This is a genomic window from Vibrio aestuarianus (assembly GCF_012395185.1).
Lineage (GTDB): Bacteria > Pseudomonadota > Gammaproteobacteria > Enterobacterales > Vibrionaceae > Vibrio > Vibrio aestuarianus.
Window position 1 is genome coordinate 1 of the sequence record NZ_JAAZTU010000018.1, and the last position, 13,530, is coordinate 13,530.

The 13,530-nt window shown below is 40.9% G+C and carries 12 protein-coding genes; all 12 read left to right on the top strand.

The genetic code is table 11. The annotated features are described in order from the left end of the window. Window positions 1-208 precede the first annotated feature (208 nt). The 12 genes from HGG78_RS10205 to HGG78_RS10260 all read left to right on the top strand — a co-directional run bounded on the left by HGG78_RS10205 (window position 209) and on the right by HGG78_RS10260 (window position 13,277). A complete protein-coding gene (locus tag HGG78_RS10205) occupies window positions 209-1,393 on the top strand; it encodes a DUF3103 domain-containing protein (RefSeq protein ID WP_171375404.1) in 1,185 nt (394 codons plus the stop codon). Between the two features lie 241 nt (window positions 1,394-1,634). After that, entirely contained in the window at window positions 1,635-2,546 is a 912-nt protein-coding gene (locus HGG78_RS10210) for a siderophore ABC transporter substrate-binding protein (protein WP_216835544.1), read from the top strand. A 27-nt stretch (window positions 2,547-2,573) separates the two neighbouring features. Next, window positions 2,574-3,509: an iron chelate uptake ABC transporter permease subunit VctD gene (vctD, locus tag HGG78_RS10215; protein WP_172532819.1), complete on the top strand. Its 936-nt coding sequence runs from the start codon at window positions 2,574-2,576 to the stop codon at window positions 3,507-3,509. Further along, window positions 3,502-4,452 carry an iron chelate uptake ABC transporter permease subunit VctG gene (gene vctG, locus HGG78_RS10220; protein ID WP_172532820.1) on the top strand — a complete coding sequence of 317 codons (951 nt, stop codon included), beginning with the start codon at window positions 3,502-3,504 and terminating at the stop codon, window positions 4,450-4,452. The genes vctD and vctG overlap by 8 nt, the downstream gene beginning before the upstream one ends. Before the next feature lie 5 nt (window positions 4,453-4,457). Next, entirely contained in the window at window positions 4,458-5,219 is a 762-nt protein-coding gene (gene vctC / locus HGG78_RS10225; protein WP_168787017.1) for an iron chelate ABC transporter ATP-binding protein VctC, read from the top strand. A gap of 325 nt (window positions 5,220-5,544) precedes the next feature. After that, on the top strand, window positions 5,545-6,738 hold the full coding sequence (locus HGG78_RS10230) for an acetate/propionate family kinase (RefSeq protein WP_053310587.1): 1,194 nt from the start codon (window positions 5,545-5,547) through the stop codon (window positions 6,736-6,738). 402 nt (window positions 6,739-7,140) lie between these two features. After that, window positions 7,141-7,371 carry a hypothetical protein gene (locus tag HGG78_RS10235; protein WP_170895388.1) on the top strand — a complete coding sequence of 77 codons (231 nt, stop codon included), beginning with the start codon at window positions 7,141-7,143 and terminating at the stop codon, window positions 7,369-7,371. Between the two features lie 469 nt (window positions 7,372-7,840). Further along, window positions 7,841-9,451 carry an AAA family ATPase gene (locus HGG78_RS10240; protein WP_170895387.1) on the top strand — a complete coding sequence of 537 codons (1,611 nt, stop codon included), beginning with the start codon at window positions 7,841-7,843 and terminating at the stop codon, window positions 9,449-9,451. A 382-nt stretch (window positions 9,452-9,833) separates the two neighbouring features. After that, a complete protein-coding gene (locus HGG78_RS10245; RefSeq protein WP_171981189.1) occupies window positions 9,834-10,397 on the top strand; it encodes a sigma-70 family RNA polymerase sigma factor in 564 nt (187 codons plus the stop codon). Window positions 10,398-10,527: 130 nt separating this feature from the next. Further along, window positions 10,528-11,535: a permease gene (locus HGG78_RS10250; RefSeq protein ID WP_172532821.1), complete on the top strand. Its 1,008-nt coding sequence runs from the start codon at window positions 10,528-10,530 to the stop codon at window positions 11,533-11,535. Between the two features lie 120 nt (window positions 11,536-11,655). Then, complete coding sequence (locus HGG78_RS10255; protein ID WP_246203264.1) at window positions 11,656-11,895, top strand: thioredoxin family protein; 240 nt, start codon at window positions 11,656-11,658, stop codon at window positions 11,893-11,895. Between the two features lie 176 nt (window positions 11,896-12,071). After that, window positions 12,072-13,277 carry a tyrosine-protein phosphatase gene (locus HGG78_RS10260; protein WP_338326133.1) on the top strand — a complete coding sequence of 402 codons (1,206 nt, stop codon included), beginning with the start codon at window positions 12,072-12,074 and terminating at the stop codon, window positions 13,275-13,277. Window positions 13,278-13,530 lie beyond the last annotated feature (253 nt).

Consider the following 13,530-nt stretch of genomic DNA (forward strand, 5'->3'; position numbering starts at 1 on the left):
TTATCGTCTATGTTCTTCTAGAACACGTCAGCCTACGAGGGCGCTGTACTTGTGTATTATGTAAGTGAGCCGGCCATGTCGCATTCTTCAGCTTTCTATTCTTCGTCAGCTCCAGCTTTTGTTTAGACACTTTATCATAACCCCTTGCAAATTGATGTGTCTATTTCAGCTGGCAAGGGAATAATAACGAGAATATAAAGGGTTCATTATGAAATATATAACACCCGTTTCATTACTACTTGTGGTAACGCTGGTTGGCTGCCAATCTGAAGAGACGAGTACGACTAACTCGGCACAATTTAATGCTGATGCCATCACACAGCAAAAACGCGAATTGGCGCTGAAGTTAAGTGAAAGTTATAGCGAGTTTGAAGCGACGCTTAAAACGCAAATTAGTGCTCAAAACTTATCCATTTCGGTTTCCACTTTGAAAGAAAAACAGCCTGATTCTGACTTTAGCCAGCAAATGGTTGCGGTTGATGCCCAAATTCGCTCGATGAAAGGGATTGAGGAGTTTACTCAACAGCTGCTACAACTTCGTATTGCTGATGCATCCATGGTTAAAGAATGGCAGGAAGGGCAGAGCCCACTATTTGCATTCGAGCCGAAAGGAAATGATGCATCATGGCAATATATTGAAGCTTTTGATGTGTACGGGCAGGTTCATCAACTTGATGTGTACCAGATGCCAGATGTGCCTGTTTTTGTTGTTGATAGCAATAGTGAAGTGGAACTGCGTGCTGGTTTACAAGCGATGCGCGTTGAAATGAATAAACTTGGTCAACCTACCATGTTGACTACGACGGAAAGTGGTCAAGTTGAAGCAGTTTCAATGGCACGCAGCACTGAAGTTAGCAGTGTTGCTCCAATCTCCACGACCGTACTAAAGAAAATTCAATTAGCGGATGATAAAGAACCGTGGATTTCTGGCAGAGCTGAAATCTACGCCATTGTGACCGGAGTGAACCCCAGCCGTGATGAACCGACTATTGATTTAGTTGAAATGCCTTATTTGGACTACGACAAGCAAGATTATTTTCCAAACCAAGTGATGATCCAATGGTCTCGTTACCGTTGGGGGGCGGCTGATCTCATTCTAATGGAGCAAGATGATGGTACTGATTATAAGGAATTGGGTAAGTTATTGGTCAAAGTAGCTGAAGAAGTTATGAAGCTTATCCCAGATCCAGAAGTACAAGCTTATGCGATTATCCCACAGATTACCGGGAAGATTATTGATGCAATCCCAGACGGTTTGCTCACTAATGACGATGATTACGTAGATGTTTTTTATACGATTATGCAAGACACATCTTACATTGATCATCCTGGAGCAAGTGGTAATGCAGTGGCAACGTTTGAACCACTAACGATTAATCCGACCCGCCCTTAACGACTCTTTTCTTTGTTTTTAGCCCCACCAAACCACCTACTTCAGTAGGTGGTTATCATTTATATAGCGCTAACGTTTTGTTGTTGTTTGTTTTTTCGACATTCTGCCTATTTCATCACCTCATCGTCAGTTTTTCAGGTAAAGACGGTTGCTCTTAGCGATGTCTGCAATTATATTACCACCAAATCCAATGCGAATGATTATCAAAATCTGTCGCAATTAACTTTAAATGGAAATCTGTATGAAATCGCTTATTAGTTTGGTGACGGTAGGGTTGCTTGCCTCTTTTTCTTTGCACGCAAACACTGTTTCAGTGGAGCATGAACTCGGTACAACTACATTAGAGCAAAAACCGCAACGTGTTGTTGTCATTGGTTTGGGTGCGCTTGATGCACTAGATAGCTTTGGTGTGGAGCCTGTTGCCGTTTCGAAAGTCGCCCAATTACCAAGCTATTTGGACAAATATAAAACCAAACAATACGTTTCAGCTGGTTCGTTATTTGAACCCGATTTTGAAGCTATTTACATGCAAAAGCCGGACGTTATTGTGATAGGTTCACGAGCGGCAACCAGTTATGACGAGCTATCAAAAATTGCTCCAACCTTTGTGTTTGCTGCTGACGCGAGTAAAGGCTACTGGCAGAGCACTCAAGAGCAGTGGCGCAATTTGGGTAAAGTCTTTGCGATTGAAGACAAAGTAGAAGCAAAAATAGCGGCTTTGGATAAACAGTTTCAAGCGATTCGCCACTTCAATCAAACCAGTCATATAGACGCTCTCACAGTGATGAGCTCTGGTGGCAATATTACTACTTTTGGTCCTGAATCGCGTTTTTCTGCCATATACAAAGATTTTGGTTTTCAACCGACAGTGGAGAGTATTAAGGCGACACGACATGGTGACCTTATCTCCTACGAATTTATTCGCGAGCATGATCCAAAAACATTATTGATCATTGACCGCGATAGATTGGTCAATAAAGGACAAAGCAATACTCGTCAAGAGTTCGAGAATGATTTGATCAAAGCAACGCAAGCTTATCAAAATAAACATATGGCCTTCCTAGACCTTAACGCTTGGTATCTTTCTATTTCTGGCGTAACAGCAACAGAGCAGATGATCCAAGACGTTAAAAATGCAGTTGGTATTCAATAAGTTCCCACAAACAAGCTGAGGTTAGCTTTGAAAAAGTTATTGCTTGTTTTATTGGTAATTGGTCTATCTTCACTGTTTGTGGGGGTAGGCGATTTATCGTTGACAGCGTTATTCCATGGTAATGCTAGTGCGTGGCAGTTATTGTTTACCAGTCGCTTGCCTCGTTTATTAGCTGTGGTACTGGCAGGTGCCGGGCTAAGTATCGCCGGGCTTATTATGCAGCAAATTAGTCAAAATCGATTTGCTGCTCCTTCCACTTCCGGCACCATTGAATGTGCAATGCTTGGTTATGTACTGAGCCTAGTGTTTTTTGGGCATGGTGATAATTTGTGGCTTATATTTTCAGTCGCGATTGCTGGCACTTTAGTGTTTGTGCAGCTTATTCAGCGTATTCAGTTCAAGAATGCCATTTTTGTCCCTTTGATCGGCATTATCTTTGGTAATGTTATCGACTCTGTCGCTTCGTTTATTGCTTATAAATACGATGCCGTACAGAACTTGTCTGGTTGGGCAGTTGCAAACTTTGCTAATTTATTGAAAGGGGATTTCGAGCTTCTGTATATCGCACTTCCTATTGCTTTGTTCAGTTACTTGTATGCAGCGCGAATTTCCGCTGTGGGTATGGGTAAAGATTTTGCAATGAACTTAGGACTTAACTATCAGCAAGTACTTGTCATTGGTGTATGCCTAGTTTCTGTAATGTCAGCCACAGTAGTGATGATCATCGGACAGTTGCCTTTTTTGGGGCTGATTGTACCGAACTTAGTCAGTCATTATTACGGTGATAATCTGCGCAAAAACATTCCGCGTACCGCGATGTTTGGTGCGCTGTTAGTTTTGCTGTGTGATTTAGCTAGTCGGCTGATTATTTTTCCTTACGAAGTCCCTATTTCGATGATCATAAGCATTCTTGGTGGTGGCGCATTTGTGTTGCTGATTTTACGAGGTCGCAGCCATGCGTGATAATACAAAGCTTTTGTTGCTAGTTTTGCTTTCACTAATATTTGCTGGGTTATTTATTGGTATTGGCCTCAATCTTGATAATTATCAGTACTTTTTATCTCGTCGGGTACCTAAAGTCTTAGCAATAGTATTAGCGGGAATTGCGATCGCACAATCTTCTCTGGCATTTCAAACCATTACTCATAATCGAATTTTAACACCTAGCATCATGGGGTTTGATTCGCTGTATATGTTTGTTCAGGTCATGGTTGTGGTGCTGTTTGGCGGGTTAAGTAGCTACGCTCTGAATCCGTATGTGAATTTTTCACTTTCTGTTGCTGTTATGTTGGCTTTTTCGAGCTTATTGTTTGCATTCTATTTTCGTAGGCAGCAAAGCAACCTGATGGCGCTACTACTCTTGGGCGTCATATTGGGGCAATTATTTTCCAATATATCCTCGTTCTTCATCATGCTGATGGATCCGAACGACTTTTCATCAGTTCAAGCCAATATGTTCGCTAGTTTTAATAACGTTAAAGTGGAATTAGTTTATTGGGTGACACCCTTGTTATTACTGGTTTGTTTCGGATTGTTTCAAATGCACCGTTTACTTGACGTGTTCTGGTTAGACAACGATAACGCGGTCAGCTTGGGGGTCGACGTACGGTTGGTTACACGTAACGTCTTTATGCTTAGTGCGATTCTAATTGCAATTTCGACGGCATTAGTAGGGCCTGTGATGTTCTTTGGCTTGCTAGTGACCAACTTAACCCGAGAATGGTTTCGTTCATATCAACACAAAACGTTGTTGATTGGTTGCTCCGCGATATCGGTGTGTGCACTGCTATCTGGGCAGTGGGTGGTAGAAAAAGTGTTCCAATTTGAAACCACGCTGAGTGTGGTGATCAACTTCATTGGTGGCATTTACTTTCTCTCACTCCTTTTACGCAATAAAGTGGTTTAATTTTTATGATCCAATTAGATAAATTGACCAAAGTATTTGGTCAACAAGCAGTAGTCGACAAAGCCAGCGCGCAGTTCGAAAAAGGTAAAGTGACTTCAATTATCGGCCCAAATGGTGCAGGTAAAAGTACCTTACTATCTATGGCAAGCCGATTAGTTAGCCGCGACAGTGGTAAAGTTTGGATTGAAAACCAAGAATTAGTGGAGTGGGATACTAAAGCCCTCGCGAAAAAACTTTCGGTACTGCGTCAGGCTAATACATTGACGATGCGTTTTACGGTTAAGGAGCTTGTTGCGTTCGGCCGTTTTCCTTATTCACAAGGTAAACTTACCGCAGATGATCATGCCGTCATTGAACAATCTATCGATTATCTCGATCTGAAAGCCATTCAAGATAAATATTTAGATGAATTAAGTGGTGGTCAGCGCCAGTTAGCGTTTATTGCGATGGTTATCGCGCAAGATACCGATTATGTCTTTCTTGATGAACCCCTAAATAATCTCGATATCAAACATTCCCTGCAAATCATGGCGACTATCCAGCGTTTAGCTCATGATCTAAACAAAGCCGTGGTTGTTGTTATCCACGATATTAACTTTGCTTCTTGCTATTCTGACCGCATCATCGCGCTTAAAAAAGGTAAAGTGGTTGCGACGGGAGCCGTCGAAGAGGTGATTGAATCTTCGGTACTCAGCGATATCTATGAAACGCCATTTAACGTATTAGAGATCGAAGGTAAACGTATTTGTTTGTATCACAATAATTAACCCACTTCTAATATACATTCATACAAGTTAAGTCAGTAGATGCATATCGATCTTAATCATTCGAGTTCGTCGGCTATGATATTCAATGGTGCCAAGAATGGTAAGGATGTAAACGTTTGCTTCAATAAGCACTTGTGTCGATACAAAACGATATATTTCTCAGTTCGAAAAAAATAATAGTTTGCGTTAGATCAAGAAAAAATCGTTTGGTTTGGATAAAAAACTAAAACAAAGTTGAAAGATTCAAAAATTATTGAATAATGGTCCTTATATCTAAACAAGCGATAAAGCTTGAAAGTTGGTCTCACACAGGAATCTTACCCCCATGTCTAATTCGTATGTTCTGGTTATTAACTCTGGCAGCTCTTCACTGAAGTTTGCTGTAATTGATTCAAATACGGGCGACGCCGTACTTAGCGGTCTAGGTGAGTGTTTTGGGCTGGAAGACGCTCGAATGAGCTGGAAGTTTAATGGCGAAAAAGCAGATTTTGCGATTAAAGGTGAAGAGAACCACCACCAATTGGCTGTCGCAAAATTAGTTGAGTTAGTGAAAACCTACGGTCTGATTGATGATGTGGTTGCTGTTGGGCACCGAGTGGTACATGGCGGTGAGAAGTTCACTAAAACCGTTAAGTTAGACGATAAAATTGTGCAAGAAGTGGAAGCATTGAGCGATCTTGCGCCACTACACAACAAAGCACATGCTATCGGTATGCGCGCAGCAATGGCTGCATTCCCTGAATTGCCACAATTCGCGGTTTTTGACACGGCTTTCCACCAAACCATGCCTGCAAAAGCGTATACCGGCGCAATCGCGAAAGAGTTGTACACTGAATTTGGCATTCGTCGATATGGTTTCCATGGTACAAGTCATTACTATGTGAGCCGCGAGGCTGCAAAAATGATCAACAAGCCAATCGATGAAAGTAGTTTTATCTCTGTACACCTTGGCAACGGTGCTTCTGTGTGCGCGATTAAAGACGGCCAAAGTGTTGATACAAGCATGGGTTTCACACCACTTTCAGGTTTGATGATGGGTACACGTTGTGGTGACCTTGACCCAGGGATTATCGAGTTTCTATTGAAGAAGGGTTGGTCGCAAGAGCAAGTATTCAACTCACTCAATAAAGCGTCTGGTTTCCTTGGTGTATCAGGTTTAACCAGTGATGCTCGTGGTATTTTAGAAGCGATGGAAGAAGGTCATGAAGGCGCAACTTTAGCATTCCAAGTCTTTACTTATCGCGTTGCAAAATACATAGCTTCTTACCTAGCCGCTTTAGATTCATTAGACGGCATCATTTTCACTGGCGGCATTGGTGAAAACGCACTACCAATTCGTCGTGAAATTCTGCGCAACCTGAAAATTCTAGGTTTTGTTGAAGATGAACAAGGCAATGAGCAAGCTCGCTTTGGTAACGCTGGTATTATCGCAAAATCAGACATGCTAAATGCAGTTGCGCTTGTTGTACCAACTAACGAAGAATTCGTCATTGCCCAGCAGTCGGTTGAATTGCTGTAATTACATTTAAAATCAAACAGATAGGAGCGAGCTTTGTGCTCGCTTTTTTTTGTGTTCATATGTTGGATAGACCATCGCAAAGCACGCGAATGGCGAGCACTCAACGCTCACTAAATTGACTTATGCAATTCACTATTTTAGCTCCACACTAGTGAGGTTAGTGTTGGCTTGTTTATGCCAAGACTCTTCTCAGCGCGCTCATTGCTAGCAAGGTTTTGCCCCAAAACTGTTTAGTTCTAGAATCTTGACTCGATACTGTTGTTATTAGTTGACCTACTTTGGCTAATGGTAAAATATGTGCCTAGTTTATTATGGAGTGTTAGGTATCGGAAACCGTAATGCCCTCACACCATGCTCCAACATCTGAAAAATTAACCAAAGAAAGCTCATTAAGGTATAGCCATGAATAAGAAACCAGCTCAAAGCAAAAAACCTGGAGACCTAGATGTTAACGGTCATCCAATCCCAAGATATATCATCCATGGTGGGCCAGAACTTGCCAAACAACTGAACCTTCCAGCCTCAGAGTGTCAGTTCTTCGATGAGCCACCGCATTCAGAAGAACATCGCAAGAATCGAAAAGCGATGTGGGCACGCTGGATAAAAGCTGGAGCCGAGCACATTTACCCTTAGACAGCACTCGGTACGCCGCAATAGAGGCTTTGCTACTAAGCAAAATTTACGTTAAGCATCACAAATATTAAGGCGATGATAGTTATCCGAGTTCAAATTTAACTAATAACTTTCAAGAGTTTTCTCAGCGGGCACCTTTCTAAATCAAAAGTGCCCCCAAAAGAGTTAACTCGTTGTCTGTGGTGCAGTCCAACGCAGACTTTCTCGCCTACAAATTTTCATCCGTTTAACTCAAATGTTGCCATTCTTTGTAATGCCTAAAAGCTGGGCAGATATACAGTTATATTGAAATCAAGACGATTTTTATCTCAACTTCGTGCGCGTTTTCACATTCCGATATGAATAAATGTTCTTAAAATCACGCAATTATAAAACCTATGTGTTAGATAATAGGTTTGGGAAACGCGCATGCGTAATAATAAAATGTTAGCGCTCAAAAAGTGGCCAGAATCTATAGATTGAGGAATCAATGAGAATAAAAAAATTGCAATTGAAGAATGGTTACAAGAGATTCTTTGATTTGACGATCGATTTGGGCGATGAGCCTAAGCGTATAGTCGCATTGGTTGGCCCCAATGGTTGTGGTAAGAGTAGCGTTTTAGATGGGATGCTTTTTCATAATAATGCTTATAACCATATTGGGAACAAAGGTGGTAAGAATCACGAATACCACTCAATGAATAAAACACCAAACTATAACTATCAAAATGTAAGCATCGAGTTTTCTGAAGGAAGCTTTCAAAAAATACGAGAAGAAAGAGCCAAAATCGGCAAAGAAAATACAATTTTTTCATTTCGAAGCCCTTATAGATATAATAGCAGTTTAAAAGTTACCCAATCGCAAGCAACTAGCGAAATTAGATTAAATAATTATGGGGCCTCTTCGGCATCTGATCTCGATGACAAAATGGAGGAGAACTATCGTCGTCTGTATATAAAATTCAATAAGTACTTGCATGAGACAGACTGCAAACCTAGTGAGGCTAGGGCGAAAATAATTGGCGATTTGAACTCATCAATATCTAAATGTCTTGATTTGGAGATCTGTAGTATAGGTGACATTGAAGCATCAGAAGGCACTCTTTATTTTCAAAAGAAGGATCATCCAAATAGATTTGAATTTAATGTTCTTTCGTCTGGAGAGAAAGAAGTCGTTGATATTCTTCTGGATCTATATTTAAGAAAAGATGAATATTGCGATGCGATATTTTTATTAGATGAGCCAGAGTTACACATTAATACATCCATACAAAAAAACCTTTTGATAGAGATTAATCGGTTAGTTGGGGAAAACTGTCAGATATGGATAACAACACACAGTATTGGTTTTCTAAGAACACTCCAAGATGACTTAAGAGATTATTGTCAAGTTATTCAGTTTAAAAGTGAGTATGAATTGGCATCTAAACCATATACGTTAAAACCATTGAAGGGGGCTAGAGCTAGCTGGAAGGAAATCTTTTCTATTGCGCTAGATGATTTAGCTAACTTAGTGTGTCCAAAACGAATAGTTTATTGTGAAGGGCGGGATAGTCCAGGTAGAAATGGTTCCGAAAGAGGCTTGGATGCTAACGTATTTAACAATGTATTTTCAGAGAGCCATCATGACACGCTGTTTGTATCCAGCGGTGGAAATACGGAGCTTGATCAAAGAAGCGATATTGCGATTGCCATATTAAGCAAAGTTTTTTCTGACTTAGAAATACTGGTTTTAAAAGATAGAGATATGGCATCTGGTAGAGACACTAACGAGAATGATCGGCAAGTATATCTCCAAAACAATCCCGACAATCACAGAGTTCTAAAAAGGTGGGAAATCGAAAACTATCTGTATGACAAGGAGGTCTTGTTTAATTACTGCAAGCAAAACGGCTTAGCTTTTGATGAAGTTTCATATGACCAATTTGTAACTGACATCGTTAATCAGAATCTTAAAGATGCCACAGGAAGGATAAAGAATTTCTGCCAAATCACATCTAGCATCAACGCGGAAAAGTTTAAGTTAACTCTTTCTGAGTATATGACATCGGACATGGCTGTATACAAGGAGTTAGTTTCATGTGTCTTCGAGCGCGGATAGTGACGGCGCTAACAAGTCAAAGCACTCGGACACAGCAAAGCTGCGCCGGTGTTTGAAGTGTTAGCCCATAGAAATTTTCATCCGAAAATGACGAGTTAGAGTTAAGGCTTTAACTCGGAATTGTCCAAATCCCTGTTAGTAGATGCGATACTAATAGAAACCCAACCAATGAAGAATTCGTGATTGCTCAGCGGACAGTGGAATGGTAGTAAATTTCAAAGAATATTGAACATCGAAAGTGAGCTGTTAGATAGCTCGCTTTTTTTGTGGGGGGATTCGTTATTATTAGGGTGTTGGTTTTTATCACTAGCAGTGAATCTCTTGAACATGAGAATCACTTTAAAATGTCAACGCATCACCTTTATGTGTAAGCGAGCTTGTTATGCCTGATACTTCTCATCCTACCGTTGTTCCATGCCTTCTTCAGACTTGGCATTTAACGGAGTCTGAGCTATTTCATTGGCTACTTAAGCAATGTGGTAACAAAGAGCTAGCCTTTGATCTTCTTCAAGAGACATTTTTACGTGCCTTGCTGCAGAAAAAAGCATTTTGTGATATCAAAAATCAACGTTCTTGGTTGTTTCGTGTCGCCAACAATTTACAAGTTGATGAGTGGAGAAAGACGAAAGAGGTAATGTTTGATGATGACGCAATATTGTCATTACATGGCGAATGTGATGAAGATCCGCACGTAATTGATAGCCTCGCGCAATGTTTACCCAAAGCGTTGGATCAACTTTCTCAAGCGGATAAAGCAATCATAGAAGCGTGTGATCTCAATGGCGAACCACAGCAAATATTTGCACGAAAACATGGCTTAACTTTACCGGCAACCAAGTCACGTATTCAACGCGCGCGTTATAAATTAAAGCAAATTCTGAAAATACAATGCCGGATCCGTTTTGATGAACAGCAGCGAGTTTGCTGCTTTTTTCCTGAAAAATAACTCATCCATCTCATATTTGGTCAATTAATCCTAAAATCTTGCATCTTTTTAGCTCGTCTTTCGTCTTATGACAAAGCGATAAGTCGATGTATCAGGTTATCGGCTCAACAATAGCCATATGGGAGCTGTCATGTTTGAAGTATTCTCGCTGCTTGCAGATTGGTTGACCTATTCAGTCTTTTCTATTACGCCCAATTCAAAATTGGCCGATGGCGTACATTTCTTCATTGAAGACACCAGCAAGATCATGGTGTTGCTGGTGGTCATGATTTACGTAATTGCTCTTTTTCGGGCTTCGCTAAATGTAGATAAAGTTCGTCATTACCTTGCGGGCAAAAGACGTATTTTCGGATATGTAACTGGTAGTTTCTTTGGGGCAATTACACCATTTTGTTCATGTTCTAGTATCCCGGTGTTTTTAGGATTTACAACGGCAGGTATTCCGTTAGGGATAACCATGGCTTTTTTGATCACATCTCCATTAATCAATGAAATTGCGATGTTGCTGTTAGTGAGTTTACTTGGGTGGAAGTTCATGCTGATGTATGTGTTTGTCGGAATGTTAATTGGTGTTACTAGCGGATGGTTTTTAGATTCGATTGGCGCAGAACGTTGGCTTCAACCATTAGCAATGAAAGCACTTCAGCGTGGTCAAAATGCTAAAGCACAAACGTCAATCACGACTATGACTGCACAGATGACATTGGCAGACCGCCACGCTTTTGCCAAACACGAAATGGTAGTTATTGTTTCGCGAGTTTGGATATGGGTATTTATCGGGGTGGGTATAGGCGCGGGTTTGCATGGGTTTGTGCCCGATGGCTGGATAGAAGCTCACCTAGGGCAAGGGCAGTGGTGGTCTGTTCCTGCTTCTGTTTTGTTGGGTATTCCGCTTTATTCTAATGCAACTGGGGTGATCCCCATCATGGAAAGTCTGTTGATTAAAGGATTGCCGATTGGGACGACATTGGCATTTTGTATGAGTACTGTTGCTGCCAGCATTCCGGAGTTTGTGATGCTCAAACAGGTCATGCAATGGCGTCTATTAGGGCTACTTTTTTGTTTGTTGCTCGCTGCATTTACGGTCATGGGGTGGGTGTTTAATTTATCTATTTGGAATTACTCCCTTCCTACTTGAAGCTGCAGCGGTGTTGGCCACGTTCACTCACCCCAATCACATAGTTTATTTATGCTAATGGGGATGAACTCACTTGCCGCCTACCTGCAACTTCAAGTTGTTTGGGTATATTAGGAGTCGATGATGAAAATATTTAAAGTACTAGGTTCTGGTTGTGCTAATTGCGTCAATACAGCGAAGCTTATTGAAAAAGTGGCAAATGAGATGGGTGTTACAGTCACCGTCGAGAAAGTGACGGATCTCGAAACGATTATGGATTACGAAGTGATGTCTACACCTGCGGTAGTTTTGGATGAAACTGTTGTCCATTGTGGCTCCATCCCAACAGTGCAAATGATATGTGCCTGGTTGGAGGGTTAACTTGGTTCGCCTAACACACTTTATGCCAGCGATGATGTTAGGCGACCCCTACTAAGTTTTGTTACTGTCACAAGTTTCTCTTTGTGTCGTTCATATCTCATGTTTTGTATATACCATTTCGGTAGACTGAGTTTATCCATACCCTTCCGACTTGAAGTTGCAGCGGTGTTGGCTAGGTGCGCTTATCCCAATCTCATAGTTTATCTATGCTCATGGGGATGAGCTCACTTGCCGCCTACCTGCTACTTCAAGTGGTTTGGGTATATATTGGTCTATATTTAAGGTTCAGCAAAGTGATGCACTATCAATATCGTGGCGACAATATTATTTTCAATATTCCAATTCAAGCGAGCAATAATATCTTTTTTGTCGGTAACGCAACCAATTGGAAGGTAAAAGAGGATTTTAAGTTTCACCGAGAGGGCGATTCGCTGACGCTGATTAAACCCAAAGAGTTAGCACTGCACATCGGTAATTCAGGCTATTGTGAATACTTTTTTTGGGATCAAGATTTAGAACAAGCGTTACCTTTCGACCACAATCATCCGCAAGGTTATTTTTTCAACAATCAGTTTAATGGAAGTTTCAACTATTTGCTGTTGGCTGAAAATCCAAGCCAGAATGAATTGGTACAGATACATCAAGCAAGTGAAGCCTCTTTTATGATTAAGCAGCAACGAGAAGATTATTCGAGTGAAGAGTCGCTAGCCAACTTTAGAACAGTATTAGGAGGCGCTTTAAAACCTAAGCGCCTATACCGTTCTTATCATCCGATTTCACCATCTCGATCTCATATAGCAGAACTTAAATCGCTCGAAGAGCTCCGACAAATAGCGGTACGTAAACTGCTCTCACAGTACCAGATCGCCAATATCATCAATTTGTCTGAAACGGATCACCAGCTTAAACAAGAAATAGAACAACAAGGGGCCAGTTATTATCAACAGCTCTGGTCTCAAGGGTGTGTCTATTCAGTGCCGATGTCTTACGAGACGGTTTATTTTATGTCGCATCTTAATCAGGCTTTTAATGATAATGAACTTGGTTTTCAAGATGGTATCAAACAGATCATCACTATCATTGCAAACGAGCAAGCACCATTCCATGTTCATTGCCGGTTAGGGTCTGATCGTACTGGTGTCGTTATTGGTTTTTTACAACTGTTTATGGGGGCCACTAAGTCTGATATAGAAAACAATTACTTGCTGACCAATCAGCTGGGTATTGGTGAATATCGAAGCTTTAAATTGCTTGAAGTTGCGCTCACCAACGCGCTTGGAGAGAATTGTTTTGATGATGGTCGTCAGGTTGTGTATGACTATTTATTAAATTTAGGGCTTGAAAAATCAATGATTAATAATGCGTATCAAAAGTTGAGTTAGAGAATCAGATGGGCGGTTAAATTTTGGTGGTTAATTATAAATCAGGAGTCTTACCTTTATCTGTTTCAAGCTTTGGCTGAATGCTGACATTTTTTCTACATCGCTGGTGGAATACTCAGCAAATTGATACAAAAACTTGATGTCAGTGCACACGAAAGTAAAGAGTCTTTAGGAAAAATGAGGAACTTATTCGTTTTAGCTATGCCATACAGTATCATCCACCAATCCAGTCAATAATAATGCGTCTTGAAAT